The sequence below is a fragment of the Kitasatospora sp. NBC_01266 genome, from assembly GCF_036242395.1.
Taxonomy (GTDB): domain Bacteria; phylum Actinomycetota; class Actinomycetes; order Streptomycetales; family Streptomycetaceae; genus Kitasatospora.
Window position 1 is genome coordinate 1,751,430 of sequence record NZ_CP108458.1, and the last position, 16,655, is coordinate 1,768,084.

A 16,655-nucleotide genomic window follows, 5' to 3' on the forward strand; every position below is an offset into this window, starting at 1 on the left:
TCCTCGGCGAGCACCAGCGGTGTCTGGAGGGTGAGTTCGTCCAGGCGGTCGCAGCCGAGCAGGTCGCCCGCGTGCAGCGACAGCTCGACGAACGCGGTGCCGGGCAGCAGCACCGCACCCAGGATCGCGTGGTCCGCGAGCCAGGGGTGGGTGCGGGTGGAGAGCAGGCCGGTGAGCACCAGGCCCTCGTCATGGGCCAGGTGGACGGCCGCGCCGAGCAGCGGGTGCTCGGCCGGGCTGAGCCCGAGGCCGGTCGCGGAGCCGACCGGCGCACCGGTCAGGCGCGGCCAGATGTGGCTGCGTTGGAAGGCGTAGGTGGGCAGCTCGACGCGCTGGGCGCCGGTGCCCGCGAAGTAGGCACTCCAGTCGACGCGCACGCCCTGGACGTGCAGCCGGGCGACGGCGGTGGCCAGGGCCTGCGCCTCGGGGCGGCCGGCGCGCTGGGTGGGGACGCAGGTGGCGTCGGCGACCATCGCGGAGAGCACGCCGTCGGGGCCCAGCTCCAGGAAGGTGCGCACGCCCTGCTCCTGGAGGGCGGTGACACCGTCGGCGAAGCGGACGGCCTCGCGGACGTGGCGCACCCAGTAGGCGGGGGTGGTGAGTTCCTCGGTGAAGGTGCCGGTGAGGTTGGACACCACCGGGATGCGGGGCCGCGCGTAGGTCAGCGACTCGGCGACGGCCCGGAACTCGGCGAGCATCGGGTCCATCAGCGCGGAGTGGAAGGCGTGGCTGACGGTGAGGCGCTTCACCTTGCGGCCCTCGGCCCGCCAACTCGCCTCCAGGGCAGTGACATCCGCCTCGACGCCGGAAGCCACCACAGCCTGAGGCCCGTTGACGGCGGCGATGTCCACCGTGCCGCGCAGCGCGGCGCGGACCTCGTCCTCGCTCCCCTGCACCGCGAGCATCGCACCGCCCGCCGGCAGCGCCTGCATCAGGCGACCGCGCGCGGCCACCAGCTTGCAGGCGTCCGCCAGCGACCAGACGCCGGCGACATGCGCCGCCGCCAACTCGCCGATCGAGTGCCCGCCCAGGAAGTCCGGACGCACCCCCCAAGACTCGACGAGCCGGAACAGCGCCACCTCGATCGCGAACAACCCGGCCTGCGTGTAGACGGTCTGGTCCAGCAGCTCCGATTCGGTGTCGAACAGCACCTCGCGCAGCGGGCGTTCGAGTTCCGCGTCGAACTGCGCGCAGACCGCGTCCAGCGCGTCCGCGAACACCGGGAACGCGGCGTGGAGTTCACGCCCCATCCCGGCCCGCTGGCTGCCCTGGCCGGACATCAGCACCGCGAGCGGGTCGGCGCCGCCGCCGTCCGCCACGCCCCGGACCAGGCCCGGGTGCTCGGCGTCCGTGGCGAGGGCGGTCAGCGCGGCCGTCAGCTCGGCGCGGTCGCCGCCCAGCAGCACCGCGCGGTGCTCGAAGGCGGAGCGGCTGGTGGCCAGCGAGTGGCCGAGGTCGAGCGGTGCGAGGCCGGGCTGCTCGGCCAGCAGGGCGGCCAGCCGCTCGGCCTGCTCGCGCAGCGCCTCGCCGGTCCGGCCGGAGAGCGGCCACGGGACCACCGGCAGGTCACGGGCGGGCCCGGTGACCGCCGCCGCCTGCGGGGCGGGGGCCTGCTCGATGATGGTGTGCGCGTTGGTGCCGCTGACCCCGAAGGAGGAGACGGCGGCCCGGCGCGGCTGTCCGGTCTCGGGCCAGGCCACCGCCTCGGTGAGCAGCTCGACGGCGCCCGCCGTCCAGTCCACGTGCGGGGACGGCGCGTCCACGTGCAGCGTGCGCGGCAGCACGCCGTTGCGCATCGCCAGCACCATCTTGATGATCCCGGCCACACCGGCCGCCGCCTGGGTGTGCCCGATGTTCGACTTCACCGAACCGAGCAGCAGCGGCCGGTCCTCGGCGCGGCGGCGGCCGTAGGTGGCCAGCAGCGCGTCGGCCTCGATCGGGTCGCCGAGCGCGGTGCCGGTGCCGTGCGCCTCCACCGCGTCGACCTGCTCGGCCGCCAGACCGGCGTTGGCCAGCGCGGCGCGGATCACCCGCTGCTGGGACGGGCCGTTGGGGGCGGTCAGGCCGTTGCTGGCGCCGTCCTGGTTGACGGCGCTGCCGCGCACCACCGCGAGGACGGGGTGGCCCAGGCGCTGCGCGTCGCTCAGCCGCTCCACCAGGAGCATTCCGACGCCCTCGCCCCAGCCGGTGCCGTCCGCACCGGCCGCGAAGGCCTTGCAGCGGCCGTCGGTGGCCAGGCCGCGCTGGCGGCTGAACTCGATGAAGACACCCGGGGTGGACATCACGGTCACACCGCCCGCGAGCGCCATCGTGCACTCGCCGCTGCGGATCGCCTGCGCGGCCAGGTGGAGTGCCACCAGCGAGGAGGAGCAGGCAGTGTCGACGGTGACCGCCGGGCCCTCCAGCCCGAAGGTGTAGGAGAGGCGGCCCGAGACCACGCTGGCCGCGTTGCCGGTGCCGAGGTGGCCGCCCAGCTCGTCCTGGGCGCCGACCAGCAGGTGGCCGTAGTCCTGGCCGTTGGTGCCGACGAAGACACCGGTCTGCGAACCGCGCAGCGTCTGCGGGTCGAGGCCGGCCCGCTCGAAGGCCTCCCAGGAAGTCTCCAGCAGCAGGCGCTGCTGCGGGTCCATGGCGAGGGCCTCGCGCGGCGAGATGCCGAAGAAGCCGGGGTCGAAGGAACCGGCCTGGTCGAGGAAGGCGCCGACCCGCACGTAGGAGGTGCCGACGTGCTCGGGGTCGGCGTCGAAGAGACTGCCGAGGTCCCAGCCACGGTCGGTCGGGAACGGGCCCACCGCGTCGCCGTCCGCCGCCAGCAGCTGCCAGAGCTGCTCGGGCGTGCTGATGCCGCCGGGGAAGCGGCAGGCCATCCCGATGATCGCCATCGGCTCTTCTGCGGCCGGCGCGGTGGTGGCGCGGGTCGCCGGGACGGCGGCTGCCGCCTCGTCGCCCGGCTGGTCGCCCGGCTGGTCGGCGGCGAACAGCTCGCCGTGCAGCCAGCCGGCCAGCACGGCGGGGGTCGGGTGGTCGAAGACCAGGCCGCCGGGCAGCCGCAGGCCGGTGGCCCGGCTGAGCCCGTTGCGCAGTTCGACGGCGGTCAGCGAGTCGATGCCCAGCTCGCGGAAGGCCCGGTCGGCCTTGACCGCGTCGGCGGAGCTGTGGCCCAGGACCAGCGCGGTGTGGGTGCGGACCAGCTGGAGCAGCGCGCGCTCGCGCTCGGGGGCGGCCAGCGCGGCGAGTTGGGCGGCCAGGCCCTGGCCGGCGGGCGTGGCGGCGGTGTCGGCGGCGGCCTCGGGGGCGGTGCTGCGGGCGTCCGGCAGGTCGGCGAGGTAGCGGGCCGGGCGGGCGGCGGTGTAGGCGGGGACGAAGCGGTCCCAGTCGATGTCCGCCACGGCCAGCACCGGCTCGTCCTCGGCGACGGCCTGGGCGAGGATCGCGATCGCGGGCTCCCCCGCCATCGGGCGCAGGCCTCCCCGCCGCATCCGCTCCTCGACCAGCGCCTCGTCGGCGGCCATGCCGGTGCCCGCCCACGGACCCCAGGCGAGCGAGGTGGCGGGCAGGCCGAGCCCGTGGCGGTGCACCGCCAGTGCGTCCAGATAGGCGTTGGCAGCGGCGTAGTTGGCCTGTCCGGCGGCGCCGAGCGTGCCGGTGGTCGAGGAGAAGAGCACGAAGGCCGCCAACTCCTGGTCCAGCGTCAGCTCGTGCAGGTTGCGGGCCGCGTCCGCCTTTGCGGCGAGCACGGCGCGCAGCCGCTCGGGGGTCAGGGCGTCGAGGACACCGTCGTCCAGCACGCCGGCCGTGTGCACGACGGCGGTCAGGGTACGGCCGCCGATCGCCCGCGCGAGATCCTGACGGTCCGTCACATCGGCGGCGATCAGCGAGACCTCGGCGCCCAGCTCGCGCAGCTCGGCGGCGAGTTCGGCGGCGCCGGGGGCCTCGGGGCCACGGCGGCTGAGCAGCACCAGGTGCTCGGCACCCCGGCCGGCCAGCCAGCGGGCCAGCTGCCCGCCGAGCGCGCCGGTCCCGCCGGTGACCAGCACGGTGCCGGACGGCGTCCACTCCCCGACCGCGAGTTCGGCGCGCGGTGCCCGGGCCAGGCGGGCCGCGAAGAGGCCGGAGGCGCGGATCGCAAGCTGGTCCTCGCCGCCGCTCTGCGCGAGCGCGGCGCAGAGCCGGGCGGCGGCGCGCTGGTCCAGCTGGGCCGGGAGGTCGAGCAGACCGCCCCAGCGGTCCGGCTGCTCCAGGGCCACCACCCGTCCCAGGCCCCAGAGTTGCGCCTGCTCGGGCGCGCTCAGGGTCTCCGAGCGGCCGACCGAGACCGCGCCCCGGGTGAGCAGCCAGAGCGGGGCTGCGACGGCGGCGTCGCCGAGCGCCTGCACCAGGGTGAGGGTGGCGACCGCGTCGTCCAGCAGCGAGAGCACACCGTGCACCCCGCCGGCGGCGGCCTGGCCGAGCAGCTCGGCCAGTTCGGCGCGGGTCGCGTCGGCGCCCACCGTCAGGCGGACCGGCTGCGCGCCGTGGGCGGTGAGCGCGGCCTCGATGGCGGCCGGGTCACTGGCGGCCGGGTCACTGGCAGCCGGGGTCAGCAGCAGCCAACTGCCGTTCAGCGCGGCGGCGGTGAGGTCGGTGACGGGCTTCCACTGGGTGCGGTAGCGCCAGCTGTCCGTGGTGTGCCGCTCACGGCGGCGGCTGCGCCAGGTGGCCAGCACCGGGAGCGCCGGGGAGAGCGCCTCGGCGGCCGACTCGGGGTCGGCGACGTCCTCGGAGCGCAGCACGGCGGCGAGCGCGGCCAGGTCCTCCTGCTCGACGGCGGCCCAGAAGGAGGCGTCGAGCGTGTCGGTGGCGGCGGGCGCGGGGGTGGCGACGGCGATGGTGGGCCAGTAGCGGGTGTTCTGGAAGGCGTAGGTCGGCAGGTCGATCCGGCTGGTGCCGGGGTCGGCGAAGTAGGCCGTCCAGTCGAGCGGGGTGCCGTGGGTGTGCAGGCGGGCGACGGCCGTGACCAGGGTCTCGACCTCGGGGCGCCCGCTGCGGGCGACGGGCACCGCGAGGGCCGCGTCCGGGACGAGGGCGGCGAGGACGGCGTCGGGGCCGACCTCCAGGAAGGTGGTCACGCCCTGCTGGTGCAGGGTGGCGACGCCGTCGGCGAAGCGGACGGCCTCGCGGACGTGGCGCACCCAGTAGTCGGGGTCGGTGAGGTCGGCGGTGAGGGTACCGGTCAGGTTGGAGACGACCGGGATGCGTGGGGCGGTGTAGGTCAGGGACTCGGCGACGGCCCGAAACCCGGCGAGCATCGGGTCCATCAGCGCCGAGTGGAAGGCGTGACTGACGGTCAGGCGCTTGACCTTGCGGCCCTCGGCGCGGAACGCCGACCCCAGGGCGGTGATGTCCGCCTCGGCGCCCGAAACGACGATCGAGTCAGGGCCGTTGACGGCGGCGATGTCCAGCACACCCGTCAGGGCGGCGCGGACCTCGTCCTCGGTGGCCTGCACGGCGAGCATCGCGCCACCGGCGGGAACCGCCTGCATCAGGCGACCGCGAGCGGCCACCAGGCGGCAGGCGTCCTCCAACGACCAGAGACCCGCGACGTGCGCGGCGGCGAGTTCGCCGATCGAGTGACCGGTGAGGTAGTCGGGCCGGACGCCCCAGGACTCCAGCAGGCGGAAGTAGGCCACCTCGATGGCGAACAAGCCCGCCTGGGTGTAGACGGTCTGGTCGAGCAGCTCGGACTCGGTGTCGAACAGCACCTCGCGCAGCGGGCGGGCCAGCTCGGCGTCGAACTGGGCGCAGACCGCGTCCAGCGCGTCCGCGAACACCGGGAAGGCGGCGTGGAGTTCACGCCCCATCCCGGCCCGCTGGCTGCCCTGGCCGGAGAAGAGCAGGGCGGTGCGCGGTGCACCCTTGGCCTCGCCGAGCACGACGGCCGGCGAGGGCAGACCCTCGGCCAGCGCACTCAGCGCGGTGCGGAGCTCCTCGCGGGTGGCGCCGACCAGGACGGCCCGCTGCTCGAAGGTCGAGCGGGTGGTCGCGAGCGAGAAGGCGAGGGCGTTCAGGTCGAGTTCGGGGCTCTGCTCGACGAAGGCGGCCAGGCGGCGCGCCTGGTCGGCCAGCGCCTCCTCGGAGCGGGCGGAGACCAGCCAGGGCAGCACCGCGTCGCCCGGACGCTCGGCGGCAACCTGCGGAGTCGGCGAACTCGGCTGCGGGGCCTGCTCGATGATGGTGTGCGCATTGGTGCCGCTGACGCCGAAGGAGGAGATGCCCGCACGGCGCGGACGGCCGGTCTCCGGCCATTCCTGACTGTCCGTCAGCAGCGCGACGGCGCCGGCGGTCCAGTCGACGTGTGAGGACGGAGCGTCGACGTGCAGGGTCTGCGGCAGCACCCCGTGCCGCATCGCCATCACCATCTTGATGATGCCCGCCACACCGGCAGCCGCCTGGGTGTGGCCGATGTTGGACTTCACCGAACCGAGCAGCAGGGGTGCCGCCGCGTCCCGACCCTGACCGTAGGTGGCCAGCAGCGCCTGCGCCTCGATCGGGTCACCGAGCGCGGTGCCGGTGCCGTGCGCCTCCACGGCGTCGACCTCGGCGGCCGACAGGCCGGCACTGGCCAGCGCCTGGCGGATCACCCGCTGCTGGGACGGACCGTTGGGGGCCGTCAGACCGTTCGACGCGCCGTCCTGGTTGACCGCGCTACCACGCACCACCGCGAGGACGGGGTGGCCCAGGCGCTGCGCGTCGCTCAGCCGCTCCACGAGCAGCATGCCGACGCCCTCGCCCCAGCCCGTACCGTCCGCCGCCTCCGCGAACGCCTTGCAGCGGCCGTCCTGCGCCAGACCACGCTGACGACTGAACTCCACAAACGTCGCCGGGGTCGACATCACGGTCACACCGCCGGCCAGCGCCATCGTGCACTCGCCACTGCGCAGCGCCTGCATCGCCAGATGCAGCGCGACCAGCGAGGAGGAGCAGGCCGTGTCCACCGTCAGCGTCGGACCCTCGAGCCCCAGCGTGTAAGCCACCCGGCCCGACACCACCGCAGCCGCGTTGCCCGTGCCCAGGTGGCCCTCGGCCGACTCCACCGCACTCAGCAGCAGCGCCGGATAGTCCTGACCGTTCGTCCCGACGAACACACCCGTGCGGGAACCACGCACCGACAGCGGATCGACCCCCGCCCGCTCGAACGCCTCCCACGAGGTCTCCAGCAGCAACCGCTGCTGCGGATCCATCGACAGCGCCTCACGCGGCGAGATCCCGAAGAACGACGGGTCGAAGCCGCCCGGCTCCTCCAGGAAGGCACCCACCCGGACATACGACGTCCCCGCGTGATCGGCATCCGGGTGGTACAGCCGCTCCAGATCCCAGCCGCGATCGGCCGGGAACTCACCCACCGCGTCCACACCCGACGCCAGCAGCGACCACAACCCCTCGGGCGAGACGACCCCGCCCGGGAACCGGCACGCCATCCCGACGATCGCCACCGCGTCATCGGCGGCAGCGGCGGAGACCGAGGCCTCGAGGGCGGCACCGGTCTGCGCGCCCAGCAGCTCGCCGCGCAGGAACTCCGCCAGCACGGCCGGCGTGGGGTGGTCGAAGACCAGCGAGCTGGGCAGCGCGAGGCCGGTGACGGCGGTGAGGCGGTTGCGCAGCTCGACGGCGGTCAGCGAGTCGACGCCGAACTCCTTGAAGGCCCGGTCGGCCTCGACGGCGGCCACGGAGGCGTGGCCGAGGGTCGCGGCGACATGGGTGCGGACCAGGTCCAGCACCGCGCGCGCCTGGTCGGCCTCGGTCATCGCGCGCAGCTCGCGCACCAGGACCGCGCCGGCGGGCTCGTCGGCCGAGGCGGTCGTCGTGGCCACCGCCTCGATGGCCTGGCGGGCCTCGGCGATGCCGCTGATCAGGCGGCTGGGCCGGGTCGCGGTGAAGGCCGGGGCGAAGCGGGCCCAGTCGATGTCGGCGGCCACCACGGCCGCCTCGGACCGGCCGACCGCCTGCCGCAGCGCGGCAAGGGCCAGCTCCGGGGCCATGGCGGGGATGCCGGCCTTGCGCATCCGGTCCTCGACTGCCGCCTCGTCGGCGGCCATTCCGGCGCCCGCCCACGGACCCCAGGCCACCGAGGTGGCCGGCAGACCCAGCGAACGACGGTGCACCGCAAGCGCGTCCAGATAGGCGTTGGCCGCCGCGTAGTTGCCCTGACCCGCCGCACCCAGCGTCCCCGCCAGCGAGGAGAAGAGCACGAAGGCATCCAACTCCTGACTCTGCGTCAACTCGTGCAGATGCCAGGCCGCATCGGCCTTCGCCGCCAGCACCGAACGCAACCGCCCGACCGACAGCCCCTCCAGCACACCGTCATCCAGCACGCCGGCCGCATGCACCACGGCCGACAGCTCGACACCCGCCAGCACCTCCGCCAACGACCCGCGATCCGCCACATCGGCGGCAACCAGCGACACCTCGACACCAAGCGCACCCAGCTCAGCCGCCAACTCCACCGCACCCGGCGCATCCGCACCACGACGGCTCAGCAGCACCAGCCGCTCAACACCCCGACCCGCCAACCAGCGCGCCACCCGCACACCCAGCGCACCCGTACCACCCGTCACCAACACCGTGCCACGCGGCACCCAACCATCAGCGGCACCAGCCCCCAGCGCAGCCCGCTCCAGCCGGGCCACGAACACACCCGACCCACGCACCGCCACCTGGTCCTCGACCGACTGCCCCAGCACCGCACACAACCGAGCCGCAGCCCGCGCGTCCAACACCTCCGGGACATCGACCAGACCACCCCAGCGCTCCGGGAACTCCAGCGCCGCCACCCGACCCAGACCCCAGACCAACGCACCCCTCGGAGCGGTGAGCACATCCGAACGCCCCACCGACACCGCACCCCGGGTCAAGCACCACACCGGCGCCGCCAACCCCAACTGCACCAGCGCCAGCACCGACTCGACATCGTCCAGCAGCGACACCACACCCCGGTACTCGCCACCGGCCACCGCCTCGACCGACTCCGCACGCACCACCTCAGCGGCACCATGCGCCAGCAGCGCCGCAGCAACCGCATCCGCCAGACCATCCGCCGCACCCACCAGCAGCCAACGACCGTCGAGTCGGCCACCTGCCGTCTCGGTCTGCGGGTACCAGGCGACGCGGTAGCGCAGGCCACCGGCGGTCTGCTGCTCGCGGTTGCGGCGCCGCCAGTCGGCGAGCACCGGCAGCAGCTCGCCGAGGCGCTCCTGGGCGCCGGGCTCGGCGACCTCCAGGGTGGCGAGCAGGCCGTCCAGGTCCTCACGCTCGATCGCGCCCCAGAAGCCCGCGTCGAGCGTGTCGGCCACGGCCGCGTCCGGTGCGACGACCGCCGCCAACTCCGGCCAGTAGCGCTCACGCTGGAAGGCGTAGGTGGGCAGCTCGACCCGGCGGGCGCCGGAACGGGCGTAGTACGCCGCCCAGTCGACCGGGACACCGTGCGCGAACAGCTCGCCGAGCGCCGTGGCCAGTGCCCGGGGCTCCGGGGTGCTGCGGCGCAGCGTCGGCACGAACGAAAGCTCCGCGTCCTGCGCCAGGGCGTCCTGGGCCATCGCGGTCAGCACGCCGTCGGGGCCCAGCTCCAGGAAGGTGCGCACGCCCTGCTCGTGCAGCGTCCGCACGCCGTCGGCGAAGCGCACCGCCTCGCGGACGTGGCGCACCCAGTAGCCCGGGTCGGTCAGCTCGCCGGCCAGCGAGCCGGTCAGGTTGGAGACCACCGGGATCCGGGGCTGCGCATAGCTCAGCGACTCGGCGACCGCACGGAACTCCGCCAGCATCGGCTCCATCAGCGGCGAGTGGAAGGCGTGGCTGACCGCCAGCCGCTTGACCTTGCGGCCCTCGGCGCGGAACGCCGCCTCCAGTGCCGCGACCTCCGCCTCGGCGCCCGAAATCACCACAGCTTCAGGCCCGTTGACGGCGGCGATGTCCACCGCACCACGCAGCGCAGCCCGGATCTCGTCCTCGCTGCCCTGCACCGCGAGCATCGCGCCACCGGCCGGCAGCGCCTGCATCAGCCGGCCACGCGCCGCAACGAGCGTGCAGGCGTCGGCCAGCGACCAGACACCCGCGACATGCGCGGCGGCCAGCTCGCCGATCGAGTGCCCCGCCACGAAGTCCGGGGTCACCCCCCACGACTCGAGGAGCCGGAACAGCGCCACCTCGACCGCGAACAACCCGGCCTGGGTGTAAGCGGTCTGGTCCAGCAGGTCCGATTCGGCGTCGAACAGCACCTCCCGCAGCGGGCGTTCCAACTCCGCGTCGAACTGCGCGCAGACCGCGTCCAGCGCATCCGCGAACACCGGGAACGCGGCATACAACTCACGCCCCATCCCGGCCCGCTGGCTGCCCTGCCCGGAGAACAGCACCGCACTGCTCGGCACGCCGCGCACGGTCGAGCCGGCCGTGCGGCCGGCCGCCAGCGCGGTCAGGCTCGCCAGCAGCTCCTCGCGGCTGCCGCCGACCACGGCGGCCCGCCGCTCCAGCGCGGCCCGCGCGGTGGCGAGGGTCAACGCCACGTCGGCCGGGGCGAGTTCGGGGTGGACGGTCAGCTCGTCGGCGAGCCGCTCGGCCTGCGCGCGCAGCGCCTCCTCGGTGCGCCCGGAGAGCAGCCAGGTGTGCGCGGCGCCGTCCACGGCGACCGGCTCGGCGGCGTCGACCGGAGCGACCGGCGGGGCCTGCTCCAGGATGGTGTGCGCGTTGGTGCCGCTGACCCCGAAGGAGGAGACGGCCGCCCGGCGCGGCTGCCCGGTCTCGGGCCAGGCCACCGCCTCGGTGAGCAGCTCGACGGCACCCGCCGTCCAGTCCACGTGCGAGGACGGCGCGTCCACGTGCAGGGTCTGCGGCAGCATGCCGTGGCGCATCGCCTGCACCATCTTGATCACACCCGCGACACCCGAAGCCGCCTGGGTGTGGCCGATGTTGGACTTCACCGAACCCAGCCAGAGCGGCTGGTCGGCGCCGTGCTCCTGGCCGTAGGTGGCCAGCAGTGCCTGCGCCTCGATCGGGTCGCCGAGCGCGGTGCCGGTGCCGTGCGCCTCCACCACGTCGATCTGATCGGCCGTCAGGTCGGCGGAGGCCAGCGCCTGGCGGATCACCCGCTGCTGCGCGGGGCCGTTGGGAGCGGTCAAACCGTTCGAAGCGCCATCCTGGTTCACGGCCGAACCGCGCACCACGGCCAGCACGTCGTGCCCGAGCCGCTGGGCGTCGGAGAGCCGCTCGACCAGCAGCAGGCCGACGCCCTCGCCCCAGCCGGTGCCGTCGGCGGCGTCCGCGAACGGCTTGCAGCGGCCGTCGGCGGCCAGGCCGCGCTGACGGCTGAACTCGATGAACGCGCCCGGGGTGGACATGATCGTCACACCGCCCGCGAGCGCCAGGTCGCACTCGCCACCGCGCAGCGCCTGGACGGCGAGGTGCAGGGCGACCAGCGAGGAGGAGCAGGCGGTGTCGACGGTGACCGCCGGGCCCTCCAGCCCGAAGGTGTAGGAGAGTCGGCCCGAGACCACGCTGGCCGCGCTGCTGGTGGCCAGGTAGCCCTCGCCGTTCTGCGCGGCGGCGGCCAGCAGGGCGGCGAAGTCCTGGCCGTTGGAGCCGACGAAGACACCGGTCCGGCTGCCGCGCACCGAGCGCGGGTCCAGCCCGGCCCGCTCGAAGGCCTCCCAGGCGGTCTCGAGCAGCAGCCGCTGCTGCGGGTCCATGGTCAGCGCCTCGCGCGGCGAGATGCCGAAGAGCGCCGCGTCGAAGGTCTCCGCGCCCCGGACGAAGCCGCCCTGGGTCGCGTAGGTGGTGCCGGGGTGGTCGGGGTCGGCGTGGTAGAGCCGCTCGACGTCCCAGCCGCGCTCGGCCGGGAAGTCGCCGACCGCGTCACGGCCGGCCGCGACCAGCTCCCAGAGCTGCTCGGGGGTGCTGACGCCACCGGGGTAGCGGCAGCTCATGGCGACGATGGCGATCGGGTCTTCGGCGGCAAGCACCAAGCTGGCGGCGACCGGGGCCGCCGTCTCCTCGGCGAACCGGGCAGTCGAGCGCAGGAAGTCGGCCAGCGCGGTCGGGGTCGGGTGGTCGAAGGCGACCGTGGTGGGCAGGTGCAGTCCGGTGAGCGCGCTCAGCCGGTTGCGCAGCTCGACCGCGATCAGCGAGTCGAAGCCCATCTCCCGGAAGGCCTTGCCGGGCTCGACGCTCTCGGCGGTGGCGTGGCCCAGCACGGCCGCGACCTCGGTGCGCACCAGGGTGAGCAGCGCACGGGTCTGCTCGGTGGCGGTCAGCCCGGCCAGCCGCTGGAGCAGCGCCGGCTCGCCCGCCGCGCCGGTGGCGGCAGCGGCGCCGACCAGCGCGGCGCGCACCTCGGGCAGTCCGGCGAGCAGCGAACTCTCGCGGGTGGCGGTGAAGTTGGGGGCAAACCGGTCCCACTGGACGTCGGCCACCACGACGGCGGTGTCCTGCGCGGCGACGGCGGTCTGCAGAGCGGCGACGGCGCGCTCGGGGGACATCGCGGTCACGCCACGGCGGGCCAGGTGGTCGCGGGCGGCCTCGTCGGCGGCCATGCCGCCCTCGGCCCAGGGGCCCCAGCCGATCGCGGTGGCGGCCAGGCCGGCCCGGCGGCGGGACTCGGCCAGCGCGTCCAGGTAGGCGTTGGCGGCGGCGTAGACGGCCTGGCCGGCCGAGCCCCAGGCGGCGGCGATCGAGGAGAAGAGGACGAAGGCGTCCAGCGGCTGCTCGCCGAGCAGCTCGTGCAGGTGGGCGGCGCCGCCGACCTTGGCGGCGAGCACCTCGGCGGCTTCCGGGAGGCCGGTCTCGGCCAGCGGGCGGATCTCGCCCACCCCGGCGGCGTGCACGACGGCGGTCAGCGTGCCCTCGGCGGCGATCCGGGCCAGCAGCTCGGCGACGGCGGCGCGGTCGGCCACGTCGCAGGCGGCGATGGTGACCTGGGCGCCGAGCCCGGTCAGCTCCTCGGCCAGCTCGGCCGCGCCCGGGGCGGCCAGGCCACGGCGGCTGGTCAGCACCAGGCGGTCGGCGCCGGTGCGGGCCAGCAGGCGGGCCACCTGGGCGCCGAGCGCGCCGGTGCCGCCGGTGATCAGCACGGTGCCGCGCGGGCGCCACTCCCCCAGGCCGGCCGGCACGGGCGCGTGGGCGAGGCGGCGGCCGAAGACGCCGGAGGCGCGGACGGCGACCTGGTCCTCGGCCTGCTGGCCGAGGGTGGCGGCGATCCGGGCGGCGGCGCGCTCGTCCAGCGTCTCGGGGAGGTCGAGCAGGCCGCCCCACAGACTCGGGTACTCCAGCGCGGCGACCCGGCCCAGACCCCAGAGCTGCGCCTGGGCGGGCGACAGCGCGGCGTCCGAGCGGCCGATCGAGACGGCGCCCCGGGTGACGCACCAGAGCGGGGCGGCCGACTCGTGGGCGGCCAGGGTCTGCACCAGCGTCAGGGTGTGGGCCAGGCCCCGGGTGAGGGCGGGGTGGGTGGCGTGCGGGCGCTCGTCGAGGCTGGTGAGGGCGAGGATGCCGCGCAGCTCGAGCTGGGCGGCGAGGATCTCGGCCAGCCGGGCAGCCAGCTCCTCGCCTGCGGCCAGGCGCAGCACGGTGCCGCCGACGCGCTCGATCGCGGTGGCGAGGTCATCGGTGGTCGAGCAGGCGGTCTCGGGGTGGACCAGCAGCCAGCTGCCGGTCAGCGCCTCGGGCTCCGCCTGCTCGACCGGCTCCCACTGCACGCGGTAGCGCCAGGCGTCGACCACGGACGCCTCGCGGCGACGGCGGCGCCAGGAGGAGAGCACGGGCAGCACGGCGCCGAGGTCCGGCGCGCCGCCGGCGGCGTCCAGTTCGAGCGCGGCCTCGACCGCGGTGAGGTCCTCGCGCTCGACGGCGTCCCAGAAGCGGGACTCGATCAGGTCGGCCGACTCGGCCGGGCCCGCCGTCCCCGCCGGAGCGGCGGCGGGGTCGCCGGCCAGCCAGAAGTGGGTGTGCTGGAAGGCGTAGGTGGGCAGGTCGACGCGCTGGGCGCCGGTGCCCGCGAAGTAGGCGTTCCAGTCGACGCGCACGCCCTGGACGTGCAGCCGGGCCACGGCGGCGGCCAGCGACTGCGCCTCCGGGCGGCCCGCGCGCTGGGTGGGGATACCCTCGGCCAGCGCGGACAGCACACCGTCCGGGCCGATCTCCAGGAACGTGCCGACACCCTGCTCACGCAGGCTGCTGACGCCGTCCGCGAAGCGCACGGTCTCCCGCACATGACGCACCCAGTACTCCGGGGTGGTCACGTCGCCACCACTGCCCGAGACCACCGGGATCCGGGGCCGGGCGTAACCCAGGGACTCCGCGACCGTGCGGAACTCGGCCAGCATCGGATCCATCAGCGCGGAGTGGAAGGCATGGCTGACCGTCAACCGCTTCACCCTGCGGCCCTCGGCACGGAACGCCGACTCCAGCGCCGCGACAGCCGCCTCGACACCCGACACGACCACCGAGTCGACACTGTTGATCGCCGCGATGTCGACGCCATCGACCAGCGCGGCACGCACCTCGGCCTCGCTGCCCTGCACCGCGAGCATCGCACCACCCGCCGGCAGCGCCTGCATCAAGCGACCGCGAGCAGCCACCAGCTTGCAAGCGTCCTCCAGCGACCAGACACCCGCCACATACGCCGCCGCCAACTCACCGATCGAGTGCCCGCCCAGGAAGTCCGCACGCACCCCCCACGACTCCACCAGCCGGAACAGCGCCACCTCGACCGCGAACAACCCCGCCTGCGTGTACACCGTCTGGCCCAGCAGCGCCGACTCGCTGTCGAACAGCACCTCCCGCAACGGCCGTTCCAGTTCAGCGTCGAACTGCGCGCACACCTCGTCCAACGCCGCCGCGAACACCGGGAACGCGGCGTAGAGTTCACGCCCCATCCCGGCCCGCTGACTGCCCTGCCCCGAGAACAGGAACGCCGTCTTCCCCGCCGCCCCCGGCGCAGCCACGCCCTGGACGACGGCGCCGGAGCTCTCGCCCCGGGCCAGCAGCTCCAGGCCCGCGACCAGTTCGTCACGGGTGGTGCCGAGCAGCACCGCGCGGTGCTCGAAGGCGGACCGGCTGGTGGCCAGCGAGAAGCCCAGGTCCCACGGGTCGAGGTCGTCCTGCGCCTGGAGCAGGCCGGCGGCCTGACCGCGCAGCGCCTCGGGGGTGGTGCCGGAGAGCAGCCAGGGCAGTGCGGCGGTGCGGCGCTGCGGCGCGGGCGCCGCGGCCTCGTCCGCCGCCGCTGCCTCGACCGGCTCCTGCTCGATGATCACGTGGGCGTTGGTGCCGCTGATGCCGAACGAGGAGACTGCGGCCCTGCGCGGCTGGCCGGTCTCCGGCCACTCCTGATGGTCCGTCAGCAGTTCGACGGCGCCCGCCGTCCAGTCCACGTGGGTGGACGGAGCGTCCACGTGCAGCGTGCGCGGCAGTACGCCGTGCCGCATCGCCAGCACCATCTTCATCACGCCCGCCACGCCGGAGGCGGACTGGGTGTGCCCGATGTTCGACTTCAGCGAGCCGAGCAGCAGCGGGCGGCCCGCCTCGCGGCCCTGGCCGTAGGTGGCCAGCAGCGCCTGCGCCTCGATCGGGTCGCCGAGCGCGGTGCCGGTGCCGTGCGCCTCCACCGCGTCGACCTGCTGGGGCGTCAGGTGGGCGTTGGCCAGCGCCGCGCGGATCACCCGCTGCTGGGCCGGACCGTTGGGGGCGGTCAGGCCGCTGCTGGCGCCGTCCTGGTTGGTCGCGGTGCCCCGGACCACCGCGAGCACCTGGTGGCCGAGCCGCTGGGCGTCGGAGAGCCGCTCGACGAGCAGCATGCCGACGCCCTCGCCCCAGCCGGTGCCGTCCGCCGCGTCCGCGAAGGCCTTGCAGCGGCCGTCGCCCGCCAGGCCGCGCTGGCGGTGGAACTCCACGAAGAGCCCGGGGCTGGACATGATCGTCACACCGCCGGCCAGCGCCATCGAGCACTCGCCGTTGCGCAGCGCCTGGACGGCCAGGTGCAGCGCGACCAGGGAGGAGGAGCAGGCGGTGTCGACGGTGACCGCCGGCCCCTCCAGGCCGAAGGTGTAGGAGAGCCGGCCCGAGACCACGCTGGTGGCGTTGCCGGTGAGCAGGTGACTGTCGGCCCCGTCGCCCGCCTCCTGCGCCGCCGCGCCGTAGCCCTGCCCGGCCGCGCCGACGAAGACGCCGACCTGGCTGCCGCGCAGCGAGTTCGGCACGATGCCGGCCCGCTCGAAGGCCTCCCAGGAGGTCTCCAGCAGCAGCCGCTGCTGCGGGTCCATGGCCAGCGCCTCGCGCGGCGAGATGCCGAAGAAGGACGGGTCGAACTCCCCCGCGTCGTAGACGAATCCGCCCAGCAGCGTCGGAATGTCGGCGAGCACCTCGGAGCCGGCCGCGCCGGTACCCGGCAGCGGCCAGCCCCGGTCGGCCGGGAACTCGGCGATGGCGTCCACCCCGCCGTCCACGATCCGCCAGAGGTCCTCCGGTGAACGCACGCCCCCCGGGAAGCGGCAAGCCATGCCGACGATGGCGATCGGCTCGCGGCTGGCCTCCTCCACCTCACGGAGCCGACGACGCGCCTCCCGAAGGTCAGCGGTCGCCCGCTTCAGGTAGTCGAGGTACTTCTCCTCATTCACCATTTCGCGTCCCTCTTTGCG

Annotated in this window: 1 protein-coding gene (only partly in view); it reads right to left on the reverse strand. The window is 74.9% G+C overall.

Annotation, left to right across the window (positions count from 1 at the left end; genetic code table 11):
- Positions 1-16,637, reverse strand: the 5' end (the start) of a protein-coding gene (locus OG403_RS07470; RefSeq protein WP_329562470.1) for a type I polyketide synthase. 18,733 nt of this gene lie to the left of the window's left edge; the window shows 16,637 of its 35,370 coding nt (coding positions 1-16,637); it begins with the start codon at positions 16,635-16,637; its stop codon lies beyond the left edge, outside the window.
- Between the last annotated feature and the right edge of the window lie 18 nt (positions 16,638-16,655).